Source organism: Aerococcaceae bacterium zg-252, assembly GCA_016237705.1.
GTDB lineage: Bacteria > Bacillota > Bacilli > Lactobacillales > Aerococcaceae > Globicatella > Globicatella yangjingiae.
On the sequence record CP066204.1, the window covers coordinates 1,323,379 to 1,341,504 of the forward strand.

General features: G+C 36.4%; 13 protein-coding genes. 3 read left to right on the forward strand and 10 right to left on the reverse strand.

Features of this window, described 5'->3' with window-relative positions:
• The first annotated feature begins 44 nt into the window (after window positions 1-44).
• From msrB to JDW14_06210, 3 genes are all read left to right on the forward strand, one after another.
• Window positions 45-1,166 (forward strand): peptide-methionine (R)-S-oxide reductase MsrB, encoded by a 1,122-nt coding sequence (msrB, locus tag JDW14_06200; GenBank protein QQD66518.1) that lies wholly within the window; start codon window positions 45-47, stop codon window positions 1,164-1,166.
• Window positions 1,167-1,326: 160 nt separating this feature from the next.
• On the forward strand, window positions 1,327-2,049 hold the full coding sequence (locus JDW14_06205; protein QQD66519.1) for a response regulator: 723 nt from the start codon (window positions 1,327-1,329) through the stop codon (window positions 2,047-2,049).
• Window positions 2,046-3,743: a sensor histidine kinase gene (locus JDW14_06210; protein QQD64922.1), complete on the forward strand. Its 1,698-nt coding sequence runs from the start codon at window positions 2,046-2,048 to the stop codon at window positions 3,741-3,743. The genes JDW14_06205 and JDW14_06210 overlap by 4 nt, the downstream gene beginning before the upstream one ends.
• A 44-nt stretch (window positions 3,744-3,787) precedes the next feature.
• Here JDW14_06210 and JDW14_06215 read toward each other — a convergent pair whose 3' ends face one another.
• The 10 genes from JDW14_06215 to purB all read right to left on the reverse strand — a co-directional run bounded on the left by JDW14_06215 (window position 3,788) and on the right by purB (window position 17,874).
• Complete coding sequence (locus JDW14_06215; protein ID QQD64923.1) at window positions 3,788-4,429, reverse strand: Pr6Pr family membrane protein; 642 nt, start codon at window positions 4,427-4,429, stop codon at window positions 3,788-3,790.
• Window positions 4,430-4,669: 240 nt separating this feature from the next.
• Window positions 4,670-6,349: a carboxylesterase/lipase family protein gene (locus JDW14_06220; protein QQD64924.1), complete on the reverse strand. Its 1,680-nt coding sequence runs from the start codon at window positions 6,347-6,349 to the stop codon at window positions 4,670-4,672.
• Window positions 6,350-6,703: 354 nt separating this feature from the next.
• Complete coding sequence (locus JDW14_06225) at window positions 6,704-8,143, reverse strand: 6-phospho-beta-glucosidase (protein QQD64925.1); 1,440 nt, start codon at window positions 8,141-8,143, stop codon at window positions 6,704-6,706.
• Between the two features lie 366 nt (window positions 8,144-8,509).
• Complete coding sequence (locus tag JDW14_06230; protein ID QQD64926.1) at window positions 8,510-9,115, reverse strand: histidine phosphatase family protein; 606 nt, start codon at window positions 9,113-9,115, stop codon at window positions 8,510-8,512.
• A gap of 48 nt (window positions 9,116-9,163) precedes the next feature.
• Window positions 9,164-10,000: a Cof-type HAD-IIB family hydrolase gene (locus JDW14_06235; GenBank protein ID QQD64927.1), complete on the reverse strand. Its 837-nt coding sequence runs from the start codon at window positions 9,998-10,000 to the stop codon at window positions 9,164-9,166.
• Window positions 10,001-10,009: 9 nt separating this feature from the next.
• Complete coding sequence (locus tag JDW14_06240; protein QQD64928.1) at window positions 10,010-11,419, reverse strand: glycoside hydrolase family 1 protein; 1,410 nt, start codon at window positions 11,417-11,419, stop codon at window positions 10,010-10,012.
• A gap of 115 nt (window positions 11,420-11,534) precedes the next feature.
• A complete protein-coding gene (locus JDW14_06245; protein QQD64929.1) occupies window positions 11,535-13,436 on the reverse strand; it encodes a PTS glucose transporter subunit IIA in 1,902 nt (633 codons plus the stop codon).
• Between the two features lie 192 nt (window positions 13,437-13,628).
• Window positions 13,629-14,474 (reverse strand): PRD domain-containing protein, encoded by an 846-nt coding sequence (locus JDW14_06250; GenBank protein QQD64930.1) that lies wholly within the window; start codon window positions 14,472-14,474, stop codon window positions 13,629-13,631.
• Between the two features lie 329 nt (window positions 14,475-14,803).
• Window positions 14,804-16,471 carry a formate--tetrahydrofolate ligase gene (locus JDW14_06255; GenBank protein ID QQD64931.1) on the reverse strand — a complete coding sequence of 556 codons (1,668 nt, stop codon included), beginning with the start codon at window positions 16,469-16,471 and terminating at the stop codon, window positions 14,804-14,806.
• Window positions 16,472-16,581: 110 nt separating this feature from the next.
• Window positions 16,582-17,874: an adenylosuccinate lyase gene (gene purB, locus JDW14_06260; GenBank protein ID QQD64932.1), complete on the reverse strand. Its 1,293-nt coding sequence runs from the start codon at window positions 17,872-17,874 to the stop codon at window positions 16,582-16,584.
• Between the last annotated feature and the right edge of the window lie 252 nt (window positions 17,875-18,126).

The window sequence follows — 18,126 nt, forward strand, 5'->3', positions numbered from 1 at the left end:
AACAACATTTCAGTAGCTTGAAATCAGAATAGGAGGAACTTATGATGCAAGATAAAACAAGATTACTCTTTATAGTAGGAAAAATACTCATGGTCATTGCCGTTATCTTTTTAGGAAGCCGATTATTTAGCTCGACAGCTTCTTCTGCTGAAAAGATGAAAGAGGCTTCTATGAGCCAACCAAATGAAACTGCACAAAAGGAGAAAAAAGAAACAATGAAAGAAGATATTAAAGAAATCTACCTTGCTGGGGGTTGTTTCTGGGGAGTAGAAGAATATTTCTCACGTGTAGACGGTGTCACTGATGCTGTATCCGGATATGCTAATGGTAAAGGAACAACAACTAAATATGAATTACTCAGCCAAACAGGTCATGCTGAAACAGTAAAAGTTAGCTATGATTCAACAAAAATTTCTTTACGTGAAATTTTATTACACTACTTCCGTATCATTGATCCGACAAGTGTTAACCAACAAGGTAATGATAGAGGAACTCAATATAGAACTGGTGTTTATTATACAGATAATGAAGATTCTGCAATTATTGAAAAAGTATTCGATGAACAAGCTAATAAATTAGATAAACCACTTGCAGTAGAAAAAGGTGCTCTTGATAATTTTATTGAAGCAGAAGAATATCATCAAGATTACCTTAAAAAGAATCCAAATGGTTACTGCCACATTAATGTCAATCAAGCAAGTTATCCAGTAATTGACGAAAGTCTATATTCAAAACCAAGTGATGAAGAAATCAAAAAAATGTTAACTCCTGAAGAATATGCTGTGACTCAAAAAAATGATACTGAACGTGCATTTTCAAATCGTTACTGGGATAAGTTTGATGAAGGTATTTACGTTGACATTGTAACAGGTGAACCACTCTTCTCTTCTAAAGATAAATATGAATCTGGTTGTGGCTGGCCAAGTTTTTCAAAACCAATCAGTCCAGATGTCGCAACTTATAAAGAAGATAAAAGTTTTAATATGGTGCGTACAGAAGTTAGAAGTCGTGTCGGCGATTCACACTTAGGTCATGTCTTTACTGACGGTCCAAAAGATAAAGGTGGATTACGCTACTGTATTAATAGCTTATCTATTAAATTTATTCCAAAAGATGAAATGGAAAGCCAAGGATATGGCTATTTATTAGATTATGTTGGTAACTAATTATCACACTACTCAATTTTAGGGACTGGGAAAAAGTCTAATCATTGCCTTGTTGCAAATGATGACTGAATGCTCAGTCCCCTACTTTTATATTGCTTAATGAATTTGGTATAATAAAGTAAATATAGATTGAAAGGAGAGTATAAACATGTATAGGATTATGATTGTAGAAGATGAATATATTGTGCGTAAAGGTATCTCATCTTTAATTAATTTTGAAAATTTTAAAATGACGATTAGTGCAGAAGCTGAAAATGGCTTGGAAGCATGGGAATTATTTCAAAAAGAACCTGTTGATATTCTATTGACCGACATCAATATGCCCCATATGAATGGTATTCATCTTGCAAAATTAATACGAGAACATTATCCTGCAACTCATATCGTATTTTTAACTGGATATGATGATTTTGAATACGCCCTTTCAGCAGTTAAAATCGGAGCTGATGATTATCTTTTAAAACCTTTTTCAAAGTCAGATGTTGAAGAAATGTTACAGAAGATAAAAACGAAATTAGATTTAGAAAATAAAAATCAACAAATAACAGACCTTGTTCAGCAAAGTGAAACATCCAATCTAGCTCAATTAGTACAAGAACACTTAGCTGATCAGCATTTAACATTAAAATCACTAGCACATGATCTTGGTTTTAGTCCATCACATTTTAGTGTAATATTTAAAAAAGAAATTGGGATTCCTTTCCAAGATTATCTCATTCAGGAACGAATCAAGAAAGCAAAATTACTGCTGCTAACGACAGACTTAAAGATTTATGCAATTGCAGAACAAGTAGGGTTTGAAGATATGAACTACTTTTCACAGCGTTTCAAACAAATCGTTGGCATGACACCAAGTCAATTTAAAAAAGGAGGTCAGCTATGAAACGCCCTTCCCTTTTAATACAGTTAATCGTCTATGTATCGATTATCATGTTATTACTACTTAGTATTGTAGGAACTATATATTACAATACTAGTTCTCGAGTTATTCAAGAAGCTACTGAACAAAGCACCCAACATATTATTTCTCAAAGTGGACGTTTTGTAGAATCCTATCTAAAAAAATTAAAAGAAACTTCTAATAGTCTAACTACCAATGATATGATTCAACGCTATGCAAAAAATCCGACAAAAGAGAACGAAGACAATCTACGCTCACTCTTGGAAACCGTATTAGCAACCGATCCGGATTTAATTTCTGCTGTTGTTGTCACTAAATCTGGTCATCTAGTATCGACTGATGATGAGATTAGTATGGAAACTTCCAGCGATATGATGCGAGAACCATGGTATCAAGCAGCCATTCATGAGCATGCAATGCCCGTCTTAACATCTGCAAGACAAAATGCACTTCAAACGAATGATAAATGGGTAATATCCATTACACAGGAAGTGGTAGACTCGACAGGACATAACTTAGCAGTAATTCGTTTAGATATTACTTATGATAGCTTAGAAACCTACTTGGACAGTTTACAATTAGGAATGAATGGCTTTACTTTTATCGTTAATAAAAATCATCAATTTGTTTATCATCCGAAAAAAAGTGTATATAGCTCCAGTGAAGAAATGCAAGCTATGCAGCCCTATATCGAAACTCAAAATGGATATGTTGAACAAGATCATTCCTATGTCTATCAATACGAAGTACCAGAATCTAATTGGCTAATCATCGGTGTAGCTTCTATGGAAAATTTAGCAGAACTACGCCAACAAATTCTTACTTCATTTATAGGTACAGGAGGACTTGCTCTCATTATTAGTCTTTTAGGTATTTGGTTTATTTTACGTCACTGGATTCAGCCATTGCGTGATTTACAAACAACTATTTTAGCGATTGGTGCTGGAAATGCTAATATTCGAGCGGAGGAAACAGGTGCCCCTGAATTAGTCGATTTAGCACAGCAATTTAATTTGATGCTTGATCAAATTGATAGATTAATGCTAGCAATTAAAGAAGAAGAACAAAATGTTCGCAAATATGAATTACAGGCACTTTCCAGTCAAATCAATCCTCATTTTCTCTACAATACCTTAGATACAATTGTGTGGATGGCTGAGTTTAATGATAGTCGAAAAGTCGTTGAGATGACAAAATCACTAGCAAAATATTTCCGTCTTGCTCTCAACCAAGGTAATGAACAAATTGCACTAAAAGATGAAATTGACCATGTGCGACAATATTTATTTATACAAAAGCAACGTTATGGTGATAAATTAAACTATGAAATTAAAGAAGATTCACATTTCGATAACTTCAAATTACCTAAACTCGTCTTGCAGCCATTAGTAGAAAATGCTATTTATCATGGTATCAAAGAGATTAAAGAAAATGGCTTGATTCGTATTAAGGTTGAATCAAACCCAGATTTTTTAGTAATTTCAATTTATGATAATGGAAAAGGCTTTATTGCTCAAGATTCAACTGAAAATTTATTAATCAAACTCGGTGGTGTCGGATTAAACAATGTTGATCAGCGCTTACGATTACAATTCGGCAATCGCTACCGTATGGAAATTGAGTCAAAACAAGGTAGTGATACACGTGTTTCGCTCTATTTCCCATTAAACAATTAAATGCAAAAAACTACCGTCCTAATAAAAAATGGACGGTAGTTTTTTTATTTAGCTTTCTTTTTCATTGAAAATAACTGCTTACTACACACTAATAGATATGAGAACAAGAAAAATCCAAGTGCCAAGGCTATAACATATTTAAATATGCCATTATATCCATATTTATCCACATTTAAAAAGAAATATGGGAATGGACTATCTGCATTATCTTCAATTGGCAGTCGCAATGTTACGCCAATCCAAACAGCCGAGATAGCATAAGCAATCGGTACAAGCGTCCACCATAGTGGGTCACTCCAGCGATAACATTTTGCCTTATCAAATACTAAACAATCCAACAAAGTTCCCCATGGTACAATATAATGCACTAAAAAATTTTCCACAGTCCAAAATTCTTCGCTCGTTTTTTGTGGTCTGAGCATAATATGATACACAGCTCCAGTCAACACAATCGCCATTGTAAGACCACCTTTCAAACGCATCTGCCCTTTTGTCCAATGACCTTGATGTGCGTACTGATATAATAAATACAACATAAAAAAGCCAACCAATAAATTCGATTGCACCGTATAATAACGCAGCATATACCCACCATACTTAAATAATTGCATAGCCACTCCTATAAAAGCAGCACCTGCAATCATCACTTTAAAACCAATATTCCACCGTATAAATAATGCTCTCAATATCCATTCCCTCCTGCCACGGTTTCTTACAATAATTTTATTATCATTTATACACGATTAATTGAAAAAAATCAAATTTTTTCAGAATTATTTTTTTCGCTATAAAATGCTCATGCAGTACCAATCCTTTATCAGATTAGTACTGCATGAATGTCGCTTTTTTAGTATATTGGGTTGATACTTATATTATATGTCATATAAATTAATACAAGGTGCTTGGACAGTCTCTCGCACTATGTTTTACTCGTACATTGCATCAATTGGTTGGCTGAACCAGCGTCCGTTTAAGACTGATTTATGCAGCATTTCTTTTGTTTCTTCATCGATACTTGTATCTGCTAGCATTTGTTCAATAATATCTGCTGGCATTTCTTTATCTGCTATCATCTCAACTAATGATTTATCTTTATCAGCATCTAATTGAAGCACTTGGCTTTCTGCCGCTGTCCATTGTTGCCATTCCGGAAGTCCGTCTGCGTTTGGATTACCATTTGCTACAAATGCTTTTAAATATTCTTTAAATATTTTGCTTAACTCTTTAGCACCCTCCGTTTCAAATTCATCTGCGATAAAATCAGCATAATTTGACGGAGCTTGTAATAATGGTTCAAAAACTCCATGGAACGAACCTAGAAGTGTGTTTAATTTTGGTGTAACTTCTGCGTTATCACCATAAGAAATTTCACTAATATAGATTGGCGATTGATATTTACCGTCTAACATACGTGCACTATCGACTGTATTAGATAGACGATATAATGCACCACCATATTTTCTAACATAAGCAAATTCTTTACTCAATTTTTCATCACTAAATAATGTACCGTCCCCTACATGCTTACCAAAATAAGCGTCAAAAGCAGAGAACAATGAAAATTCATTCGTTCCAGTTACTAACATCAATGGAACATCATTAAATTTATCTGTTTCAAATCCTTCTTTCGGAATCACAACACCGTCTTTATATAAATGTGGAAACACAGACATTCTAATACCAGCATTGCCCATTAAGCCTGCCAAACGTTCTGCTGATAAACCATATAAGTAATCTGTTACTTCTTGCTCATCTTGCAATAACCATTCGATTGCCTCTTCTTCCGTTGCTTTGACACCGTCTTCAACAACTAAACTAGCAATTGCCTTAGCAAAAATTTGTTGTGATTCAACTTCATCAGCTAAGGTCATACCACCACTATAAGAAATGGCACGATGAAATTTGCCTGCAAACATAGGCGAGATTAGAGTCGCCATGACATCACGTCCACCAGCTGAAAAACCAACTAATGTCACATTATCTTTGTTACCACCGAATGCAGCAATATTTTCTTGTACCCAATCCAATGCAGCTGCAATATCTAATAATGTAAAGTTACCTGAATTTTCTTCATCTGTTCCATGCTTTAATGCTGCTAATGGGTTAAAGCCTAACGCTCCTAATCGATAATTAATCGATACATAGACAGCATTAATATCATTAGCAAATGTATTACCTTTAATTTCTTGTGCATGTCCTGTTTGATTATTACCACCATGTAAAAATACATAAACTGGTAAATTTTCTTCGTCTGTATTAGGTCGCACAATATCAAGATTCAATGAAGATTCCGTTCCAACTAATCCCTCTCTCGATAATTGAACAAATGGTTCAGCAGCTTTAGTCGCATCAAATACTGATTCAAACGAATCCACAGGTTGTGGGGCTTTCCAACGAAATTCGCCTTCTGGAGCTTTCGCATACGGAACTCCTAACCACTCTAAAACATTATGTTCACTATCTAAATTACCTTTAATTTGACCACTTGCAATGTTACGAATTAACACGTCATTTTGTTCTTCTTCAGCTAAAACTTTAACACTCATTGACGCAGAACATAATAATAGCATTAAGGCTGCAAATATTTTTAACAAATAGTTTTTCATTTTTATCCTCCTCTAGTGAATACACTTTCATTTTATGGTCAGTAAATAGTCGTGATTAAATTTCTCACGACTATTTGTGACGACATTGTCGCCTAAATTAATATTATTTTGTGCTATGCTGGTTCAGTTGGATTGACTGGATGTCCACTTCAGAAGTCCTCTCTGTGCGATATTCGCACACCGATGACTTCCTCCAGTGGTTCATTTCAAAACGCTCATTGTCGCACTATGTGGATTCCGGTTCGCTCGGCTTGGCTTGACGTCCACTTCGCAAAAATGCTCGTAGTGCTATCGCACTCCTGTGCTTTTTACTCCAGTGATTCAAGCCAAAACAGCCTCACTCACACTATGTGATTACTCTACGCTAGCTCCATTAGTTGCGATAACTTCTTTATACCAGTGGAATGATTTTTTCTTCGTACGTTTTAAAGTCCCATTTCCGTCATTATCTCGGTCTACATAGATGAAACCATAACGTTTTTTCATTTCACCAGTACCAGCTGATACTAAATCAATACAGCCCCAAGTTGTGTAACCTAATAATGGCACACCGTCTTCATTAATCGCATCACGCATCGCTTGAATATGTGATTTCAAGTAAGCTATACGATAATCATCTTCCACATAGCCATTTTCATCTGATGTATCCACAGCACCTAAACCATTTTCTACAATAAACAATGGTTTTTGATAACGGTCCCAGATAGCATTCATCGTAATACGCAAACCTAATGGGTCAATTTGCCAACCCCATTCGCTCGCTTCTAAGTATGGATTTTTAATTGACGCAAAAATATTGCCTGCTGTTTTTTCTTTTTCAGCTGGGTCGCCAGAAGCCACACGACTTGAGTAATAAGAGAATGAAATAAAGTCAACAGTATGATTTTTTAATAAAGTTAAATCGTCTTCAGTCATCTCTACATGAATATTTTCTTTTTCGAATTTCTTCAATGCGTAGTTTGGATATTCACCACGGGCTTGAACATCGATAAAGAAGTAATTTTCACGGTCTTCTTGCATCGCTTCCCAATAATCTCTTGGATGTGCCGTATTTGGATAATACTGTCCGGCAGCCAACATACAACCTACTTTGTTTTCTGGGTCAATCTCATGTGCAATTTGTGTCGCACGTGCACTTGCCACTAATTCATGATGAGCTGCTTGATATTTTACTTGTGTTTTATTTTCACCTGGTTCAAAATATAAACCTGCTCCCATAAATGGTGCATGTAAAATCATATTAATTTCATTGAAAGTTAACCAGTATTTTACTAATCCTTTATATCGTGTAAATAATGTGCGGCATAAACGTTCGTAGAAAGTTAACATTTTACGATTACGCCAACCACCATATTTCTCAATTAAATGCATCGGACAGTCAAAGTGTGTAATCGTCACTAATGGTTCAATCCCATGCTTATGGCACTCTTTGAATAAATCTTCGTAAAATTGTAAGCCTTTTTCATTTGGCTCTTCTTCATCACCTTTAGGGAAAATACGTGACCACGCAATCGATAGACGATATGTTTTAAATCCCATTTCGCCAAATAACGCAATATCTTCTTTGAAATGATGATACATATCAATCGCTTCTTTTGCAGGGTAGAAATAGCCGTCTTCAAAGTCGAACATCTTTTTCTCACCCGTAATAATTGGGAAACGGTCTGGACCAATCGGTACCACATCAACGTTTGCTAATCCCCGCCCGTCAACATTATATGCACCTTCACATTGGTTCGCTGCCGTAGCACCACCCCATAAAAATCCGTCTGGAAATGTTTTAATTTCTGACATATTTATCTTCCTCCTATTTAGGTTCGTTCAGCTTGACTTGACATCCACTTCAAAAAATTCCTTTGTGCGTTTCACGCACGCCGTCAGTTTTCTCCAGTGGTTCAAGTCAGAACAGCTTCACTCACACCATGTCCTATTTAGGTTCGTTCAGCTTGACTTGACATCCACTTCAAAAAATTCCTTTGTGCGTTTCACGCACGCCGTCAGTTTTCTCCAGTGGTTCAAGTCAGAACAGCTTCACTCACACCATGTCCTATTTGGGTTCGTTCAGCTTGACTTGACATCCACTTCAAAAAATTCCTTTGTGCGTTTCACGCACACCATCAGTTTTCTCTAGTGATTCAAGCCAGAGCAGCCTCACTCACACTATTTATTTATTTCATAAATCTGTCTAGTTATTGGGTCAATAATTTGAACAATATCAAATTGTCCATTTTCATATGTATATTCGTAAATCGCACAGTTAGGCATTATCGGAACAGGCTCTTTTACCAAATTGAGCGAAACATAAAATGTCCACATCGCACCACCATGAGATACCATTATCACATTTTCACCCTCTACGGAATCTAAAGTGTTAGCAATGGTTTCACGCATTCGATTAGCGACTTTATCACTTGACTCTCCACCATAAGCTACAAAGTAATCCCCATAAGTTTTTGCACCTGCTTGATGTTTTGGATTTAAAAATTCTGGTTGGGCTTCAAATTGTCCAAAATTCCATTCTTTAATCCCTTTTAAACGTGTATATGGTTCTCCTTTTGTCAATACGATTTCTAATGTATCACTCGCTCTTTCCTGTGTAGAAGAAAATGCAGCATCAAATTTAATGCCTCGCTCAACAAAATAATCATGAGCAGCTTGAGCTTGTTCTTTACCTAGTTCTGTTAGCGGCGAATCACAAGCTCCTTGAATACGTTTCTGCACATTAAACAATGTCTGTCCATGTCGCATTAAAAATAAGCGTTTCATTTTACACCTCAAACTGTCATTATTTCAATTAACTTTATCTCATTTTCACTAAATCAGACCAAAATGTTTGAACGCATTATAAATACCATTATCATCAACTGCGTCGGTAATATAATCAGCCATTGCTTTTATTTCGTCGCCACCGGAATCAACGGCAACACCAATATCACAATACGCTAACATCGGAATATCAATTTTAGCGTCACCAAATGCAAATGTATCTTGACGATTCATGCCTAAATGTTCTAGCAATAACTCAATTGCTTTCGCCTTATCAACATCGGCAACTCCAATATCACCGAACAAAGCCGTTTCGCCAGCACCACCCCATGTACCGACTTTCAAATGACTAAACTGTTCCTTAGCATCTAAATAATCTTGGTAGGACTCTAAAATGAACGATACCTTATTCAAATCATCACGATATAATTCACCATTATAAATCATATCTGGAAATGCTGATTCTACCGTTGTTTGTTCAGCATTCTCTTTTCCTTTATAGCGAGAATACTCGATAAAAACAGGAGTTCCACGCTCAACAAAGTTTTTAGATGCGTAAAGACCTGAATTTGACTCTAAGTAAAATTCTAATCCACGTTGATGTAACCAATCGACCACTGCTTTAGCATCTTCAGCACTCATCACTTGTTCAAAAATTACTTGGTCATCCGACTCAATATACGAACCATTACCACCGATGTAACCGTCAAAGCCAATATCTAAAATATCTTGATACATTTCAGCTTTAGAACGACCAGTCACCGTATAAACAAGATGACCGTTCGCTCGTGCTTGCCGAATCGCTTCAATGGCAGAAACAGGAATTTGATTTGAATAATTAGTTATTGTTCCATCTACATCTAGGAAAATAATCTTTTTATTCATGCTTATCTCCTAATATAAACTTTCACCATTGGTTGCGATTACTTCTTTGTACCAATCAAATGATTTTTTCTTATAGCGATTCAACGTACCTGTTCCGTCATCATGACGGTCTACATAAATAAATCCGTAACGTTTACTCATTTGAGCTGTTGATGCTGATACTAAGTCGATACAGCCCCATGTTGTATACCCCATTACTTCAACACCGTCTTGAATCGCTTCCCCTACTTGTTGTAAATGTTTTTGTAAGTAATCAATTCGGTAATCATCTTCAACTGTTGGACCATTTGGTCCGTCCACTAAAACATCCTTAGCACCTAAACCATTTTCAACGATAAATAAAGGCAATTGATAACGGTCATAAAAATCATTTAAAACTAAGCGTAAACCAACTGGGTCAATTTGCCAGCCCCATTCAGATGCTTCTAAGTAAGGGTTATTAATACCACCTAAAATATTTCCTTGACCAGAAGAATATTTTTCTGGATTGTGTGCTTGTACGGCACTCATATAGTATGAGAACGAAATAAAGTCAACCGTATGGTTTAATAGCAATTCTTCGTCACCGTCAGCAAACTGAATCTCAATATTATTTTCTTTGAAGAAACGTTTAATATAGTTAGGATATTTCCCACGTGCATGAATATCAGAGAATAAATAGTTTTGGTTTGAAAATTGTCGCACAGCTAATTGGTCCAATGGATGAGATGTCATTGGATAGGCTGGCATCGATAATACCATACAACCTACTTTCATTTCAGGATTAATTTCATGTGCAATTTTAGTTGCTAAAGCTGACGCTACTAATTCATGATGTACCGCTTGATACAAATCTTGTTTTGATAATTCTTCAAGTGGTGTCGCAATCCCCCCACTCATAAATGGAGCATGTAACACTGAGTTCACTTCATTGAAAGTTAACCAGTATTTCACACGATTTTGATAACGCTCAAACACTGTCCGAACATAACGCTCATAAAATGAAATTAAATCACGATTCGCCCAGCCATTGTATTCACGAGCTAAGTGAAGTGGTGTTTCATAATGCGATAAAGTAACTAATGGTTCAATTCCATATTTTTCTAGCTCATCAAATACTCGGTCATAAAACGCTAAACCTGCTTCATTTGGCTCTAACTCATCACCTTTAGGGAAAATACGGCTCCAACCGATTGATAAACGGAATACTTTAAAGCCCATTTCTGCAATCAATGCAATATCTTCTTTATAGCGATGATAAAAATCAATTCCTACTAATTTTAAGTTATCTTCAGTCGGCTCAGCTGTACTTGGCCCAAAAAAGCCTTGTGGTGTCACATCTTGTACACTTAAGCCTTTACCGTCTTCATTATAAGCACCTTCTAATTGGTTAGCAGCTGTTGCCCCACCCCATAAAAATCCTTTAGGAAATACTGTCATTTGTTCTATTACTCCTTTCAAACTTTTATTCCTACCTATACTATTGTAGCGGATTGACAATACTTCTTTCAAATAAAGTCCTATTGTTATCCGCTACTTTTTTGTCACTTAAAAATTATAGTACCGCATCCAATAAGTAATCACCAGTTGATACTTCTTCTGCTTGAGTGGTAATCACATCTGTATATTGATTTGTGTTAGTGATGATGATTGGTGTAATCGTTGGCAATCCTGCTGCTTCAATTGTCGCAATATCAAAATCAATTAATTTTTGTCCCGCTTGAATACGGTCGCCATTTTTAACATGAGCCGTAAAGCCTTTACCATCTAATTGAACAGTATCCATGCCGATATGAATCAAAATTTCAGCACCAGAATCCGAAGTAATCCCCACTGCATGTCCTGTTGGGAAAATAGTTGTTACTACCCCATTAACAGGAGAAACTACTTCACCTTTACTTGGTAAAATCGCAATCCCTTTACCCATTGCCTCACTCGCAAATACTGGGTCTGGTACATCCGTTAATGTCACCACTTTACCAGATAATGGTGCAGCAATTAATTCTTGTTTTAATTGAGTAGTTGTTGGTGCAGCCACTTCTTGCGGTGTTTCAGCTACCATTTCTTTAGTATCATTACCCCCAAAAATATCTTTAACACCATATAATAAAGTTAAAACAAATGACACGCCAATCGCAATCGCAGTACCGATAAACATATGAATCATACTAGAAAAATCACCATTTGCTGGATTAATGTATGAAGGATAAGCAAAAACACCTAAACCACCCATAGCGTAAGATGTTGCTCCTTGCCATGCAACATAAGCACCTTGAGCAGCACCTGCGATACATGAAATAATGAATGGTGTACGCATTGGTAAAGTCACACCATAAATTGCTGGCTCTGTTACACCAAATAATGAAGAAACTAAAGCTGGCCCAGCTAATTGTCTTGTTTTATCTTCTTTTGTTTTTAACATAATCGCAGCCAATGCACCTGTTTGAGTAAAGTTAGGTAAAACAGCAGGTGAAAAAAATGATGAAAATCCTTGTACTGTCATTTGGTTAATTACCATAGGTATAATTGCCCAATGCATACCGAACATTACTAATACTTGCCACGAACCACCTAAAATAAGACCGAATAAAATTGGACTGAAGTTATACACAGCATTAAATGCACCAGATAATAAATTAGATAAAATATTCGATACTGGCCCAACAACGATAAACGTTAATGGCACAGAAACAAGTAATGTTAAGAACGGAACACCGAATAATTTAATTACTGTTGGCATCCAAGATTTAACCCATTTCTCAACTTTCGCAGCAACCCAAATCGCTAAAATAATTGGGATAACCGTTTGATAGTAACTTCCTGCTTGTGGTAGTGCAAATGGAATACCAAAAAGGTTTGTTCCAGCTACAATTTGTTGTCCAATATTAGGATAGAGCAACGCTCCTGTAACAGCTAATGCTGTAAATTGATTTAATTTAAATTTACCAGCTGCTGTAATCGCTAATGCGAATGGTAAATATTGGAAGAATGCATCTCCAGAAGCATTTAATAAAATATATAAACCAGAAGTCGTAATCTCTTTGCCACCAAAAGCACTTAAAATTGCGACTAACCCTTTAATAATACCGGCTGCAGCTAATGCACCTAAAAATGGTTGGAATAAACCAGACATTAAGTCAACAAAGCGGTCAAATAAATTACCATTTGCTTTTTCGTCTGCATCATCGGGTGCTACTTCTCCGACACCTGTAATGCCTTGTTTTAATACAGCCTCATAAACTTCTGGCACATGGTTACCAATAACTACTTGATATTGTCCTCCTGCTTGAACAACCGTTACGACACCTTCACGTTTTTTCAAATAATCTGTATTTGCCTTACTTTCGTCTTTTAATTGGAAACGAAGTCTTGTAATACAGTGTCTTACGTTTTTAATATTTTCCTTGCCACCGACATTCGCAATAATGTCTTTAGCTAAAATTGTGTAATCTGCCATGTTGCATACCTCTTTCTACAATTTTTATTTTTTTCCTACCTAAGTAATGAAAAGAACCTAGATAGATAATCTAAATCACGCTAACACAAATAGCCGATAGTTTGCCTATCTCTGCTATTTTAGATAGCGGCACTTAGATTATCCACCTAGGTTTCGCCTGCATGACCAGTCACGATCCTATTGTGAATTTTCCTATTGCTTTATTTGACTTTGAGTAATCGATCGTTGAATGTGAATCGATAAATAAACCTGTTCATCTTGATTAATCGTAAAACGATGTACCTTTTCGGCATAGTCCTTAATTCTCTGCGTGCACTCAAACGCTTTAGGATAAGACGCTTTTACTTGTTCATAGAGAAACGAATCAGCATCTCCATGATGAAGATTTTTAACAATTCGTTGTGCAAAAAACTGTAAATGCGTTACAAAGCGTGAATAAGTAATTGATTCTTCATCAAAATTAACACCAAAATAAGTACGGACAATATTTAAAATATCTCGAACAATTTTAGTCACCTTAATCGTTTGTTCCAAATGGTCACCTTGTTTACTTGCATTAACTAGATGAAGTGCAATTGAAGTAGCTTCACTTTCATTAAACTGAATCCCAACAATCTCTTCAATCAAAGTTAAGGCTTGCAAACCAATCGCATATTCTTGTGGATAGAAATTTTTTACCTCCCAAGACAATGGATTTTCAAGACTAATTCCATTTTCCTGTCTTTCAATCGCAAAATTAATATGATCTGCTAATGCTAGATAGGCACTAGATTTTAAGGTTATCGACAATTCAGCTTCTGCTAAATCAACAATTTTGAGTAAAGCATCAATCACTTCAGGCTTGGTGCTCTCGTATAAATCAGAGAAAGTAGAAACCGATTCATCTTGCAAGACGAACACTTTTTCTACGACAGATTCATCGATATAATCACCTGTTTTTTTACCGAACGCTATCCCCTTTCCCATTACTATAACTTCTTTATTGGACTGCTCCACTGCTAAGGCCACGTTATTATTGAAGACTTTTAAAATCTTCACACAATCACCCCCAGTAACTCAATAAAAAAACCTATATAAATACAAATCGCCATTTATGGTACTAACCCAAAGCAAAAAACAACTTGTATGTATATAGGTTTTGCCTGCATGACCAGTAACAATCCTGTTTGACATTATCTTATCAAAGTTCAATTTATTTTGCAAGCACTTTTATGAGATATTGTGGGAGGAATTTTATGGAGGGGGAAAGGTGTTTTGTAATTCAAAATACACAATCCTTTTGAAAATATTATTCAGTACCTTTAAATTCTACTCTTATAAAAAAATTGGAAATGCTATTCACTTAACATCTCCAATTCAATTTGTCTTTAAAATAATCCTACAATTTGCCCTTGTGCATCAATATCAATCGATTCTGCTGCTGGTACTTTTGGTAGGCCTGGCATAGTCATAATATCTCCTGTCAAAGCCACAATAAATCCTGCACCAGCTGATAATCGTAATTCCTTAATTGATACCGAAAAATCATTAGGAGCACCAAGTAATTTCGCATTGTCCGAAAACGAATATTGTGTCTTAGCCATACAGATTGGCAAATGAGCGTATCCTAATTCTGTCAATTGTTTGATTTGTTTTTTTACTTGTGGCGACAATTGAATATCACGACCACGATATACTTTTTGCACAATCGCCAATAATTTTTCTTCAATCGTCTGATTTAAGTCATATGCATAAGTTAATTGATTTGGTTGTTTAGATAATTCAACGACTTTTTTAGCTAGTTCAATACCACCCTTACCACCTTTTGCCCACACGTCTGATAACACGACTTCCACACCACGTTGACGGCAAGTTTCGATAACTAAATCAATTTCTGCTTGCGTATCTGTTGGGAACTTATTCAATGCTACCACAACGGGCAATTGATATACTTCCTGTAAATTCGATAAATGACGTTCTAAATTAGCTAGTCCTGCAACAACTGCTGCTAAGTTTTCAGTCGCTAAATCTTTCTTCGCAACACCACCATGCATTTTCAAAGCACGAACTGTCGCAACTAATACAGCAACACTTGGGTTCAAATTCGCCACACGGCATTTAATGTCCAAAAATTTTTCTGCACCTAAGTCTGCTCCAAAACCAGCTTCCGTCACCACATAATCAGCATATCGTAAGGCTGTTTTCGTGGCAATGACACTATTACAACCATGTGCGATATTTGCAAATGGGCCCCCATGTAAAATTGCCGGTGTTTTTTCAAGTGTCTGCACAAGATTCGGCTGAATCGCCTCTTTAAGTAATGTCGTCATCGCACCTTCTGCTTTCAAATCAGCAGCCGTAATCGGTTTTCCGTCAATATCATACGCAACAATAATTTTAGCGATACGAGCTTTCAAATCCATTAAATCCGTTGCTAAACATAAAATCGCCATAATTTCGCTAGCAACTGTAATATCGTAGCCGTCTTCTCTCGGTACACCATTCGTTTTACCTTGAAGACCCGATACAATATGACGTAATTGACGGTCATTCATATCGACAACACGTTTCCAAACAATCGAACGAGTATCAATATTTAACACATTTCCATGATGAATATGATTATCTAACATTGCTGCTAATAAATTATGAGCTGCACTAATAGCATGAAAGTCACCAGTAAAATGCAAATTAATATCTTCCATTGGCACAACTTGTGCATAGCCACCTCCAGCTGCACCACCTTTCATTCCAAAGACAGGCCCTAAGGACGGTTCACGCAATGCTAATATGACATTTTCACCAATCTCTTTGAGTGCATCAGCTAGTCCTACTGAAGTAGTCGTTTTCCCCTCGCCTGCCGGTGTTGGTGTAATCGCCGTCACTAAAATGAGTTTTCCTTTTTCTAGCTGTGGTCCTTTTGAAAAATCAATTTTCGCTTTATATTTGCCATAATGAGATATATGTTCCACATCAATTCCAGCTTGTTCAGCAATTGCATTAATGGGTGCCATAGTAATTTTGTTGGCAATTTCCAAATCGGTTAAATGTGTCATATTGTTTCCCTCCTTTATTTCGGTTCGTATTGGTAGTGTCGCTCGGATTGACTTGACATCCACTGCAAATCGCTCATTATCGCACTATATATTCAGGCTCGCAACATATATTACAATCCGAGTCGTTCAAATATTGTGTCTACCTGACGGATATGATAGCGATAATCGAACGCATCATCAATGTCTTCTGCCGATAGATGTGCTGTAATTATTTCATTAGCTTCAACTAAAGTTCTAAAATCACGTTGTTCATCCCATGACAATGCCGTCAATGGTTGTACGGTATCATAAGCATGTTCACGGCTCAAACCAGCATCAACGAGTTTTAATAATAAACGTTGTGAATAAATCAAACCCAATGTCGCATTCATATTGCGTAACATGTTTTCTGGAAAGACTGTTAAATTTTCAATAATGCGTGCAAAGCGTGCTAATTGATAGTCTAATATCGTCGTCAAATCAGGTAAAATAATACGTTCAGCAGATGAGTGTGAAATATCACGTTCATGCCATAAGTTAACATTTTCATAGGCTGTCACCATATAACCACGCATCACTCGTGCCAATCCTGATACGTTTTCACTACCAATTGGATTGCGTTTATGTGGCATAGCCGACGAACCTTTTTGCCCTTTAGCAAAAAATTCTTCAACCTCACGTGTTTCCGACTTTTGCAACCCACGAATTTCCGTAGCAAATCGTTCGACACTCGTACCAATCAATGCCAAGGTTGCAACATATTCAGCGTGTAAATCACGTGGCAACACTTGTGTCGAAATATCTTGTGCATTAATACCTAAATGCTCGCATACATAAGCTTCAACTTCTGGTGGAGTATTCGCAAATGTTCCGACTGCCCCACTAATTTTCCCTGCTTGAATACCATTAGCAGCTTCATCAAAGCGTTTTAAGTGACGTTTTAATTCTGAGTAAAATCCAGCCAATTTTAACCCAAATGTTGTTGGTTCTGCATGAACCCCATGTGTACGTCCCATACAAACTGTATATTGGTGCTCTTTTGCCTTTTTCGCAACGACATCAATTAAGTGCAATAAATCTTCACGCAAAACTGCATTAACTTGTTTTAATTGATAGCCATAAGCTGTATCCACCACATCAGTACTCGTTAAGCCATAGTGCACCCACTTGCGTTCTTCCCCTAAACTTTCGCTCACTGCACGAGTAAACGCCACGACATCATGATGTGTTTCAGCTTCGATTTCTAAAATTCGTGCAACATCAAACGTTGCATTTTGGCGAATTAATTTCGCATCTTCTTTAGGCACTACACCCAATGTCGCCCATGCTTCAGTCGCTTGAATCTCAACTTCCAACCATGTTTCGTAACGTTTTTCATCACTCCATAAAGCTGCCATTTGTGGTCGAGTATATCGTTCAATCATTGTTTTAAGCTCCTTTTCTATCTCCAACGAAATGAAACACTTTGTGCAGTGATTCGTTTCATAGTACTCGTTGTCGCACTATTTTTATTCTGTTAAGCATTCTGATTTCTATAATGGTATGTTCTTTGTAATCCGTACCTATTTTCCTTTATAATCATAACCGAAATGTGCTTATTTGTGAACTGATTATAGTGGGGAATTTAGTAAAAAAGCTCAAAACACATGTCAAAATAATCATTCTATCACTAAAAA

Bases quoted from the DNA above. Each gene is read 5' to 3' on its own strand.
- JDW14_06225 (QQD64925.1), bottom strand. From the start codon at position 8,143: ATGTCAGAAATTAAAACATTTCCAGACGGATTTTTATGGGGTGGTGCT.
- JDW14_06220 (QQD64924.1), bottom strand. From the start codon at position 6,349: ATGAAAAACTATTTGTTAAAAATATTTGCAGCCTTAATGCTATTATTA.
- purB (QQD64932.1), bottom strand. From the start codon at position 17,874: ATGATTGAACGATATACTCGACCACAAATGGCAGCTTTATGGAGTGAT.
- JDW14_06240 (QQD64928.1), bottom strand. From the start codon at position 11,419: ATGACAGTATTTCCTAAAGGATTTTTATGGGGTGGGGCAACAGCTGCT.
- JDW14_06230 (QQD64926.1), bottom strand. From the start codon at position 9,115: ATGAAACGCTTATTTTTAATGCGACATGGACAGACATTGTTTAATGTG.
- JDW14_06205 (QQD66519.1), top strand. From the start codon at position 1,327: ATGATTGTAGAAGATGAATATATTGTGCGTAAAGGTATCTCATCTTTA.
- msrB (QQD66518.1), top strand. From the start codon at position 45: ATGCAAGATAAAACAAGATTACTCTTTATAGTAGGAAAAATACTCATG.
- JDW14_06210 (QQD64922.1), top strand. From the start codon at position 2,046: ATGAAACGCCCTTCCCTTTTAATACAGTTAATCGTCTATGTATCGATT.
- JDW14_06255 (QQD64931.1), bottom strand. From the start codon at position 16,471: ATGACACATTTAACCGATTTGGAAATTGCCAACAAAATTACTATGGCA.
- JDW14_06245 (QQD64929.1), bottom strand. From the start codon at position 13,436: ATGGCAGATTACACAATTTTAGCTAAAGACATTATTGCGAATGTCGGT.
- JDW14_06235 (QQD64927.1), bottom strand. From the start codon at position 10,000: ATGAATAAAAAGATTATTTTCCTAGATGTAGATGGAACAATAACTAAT.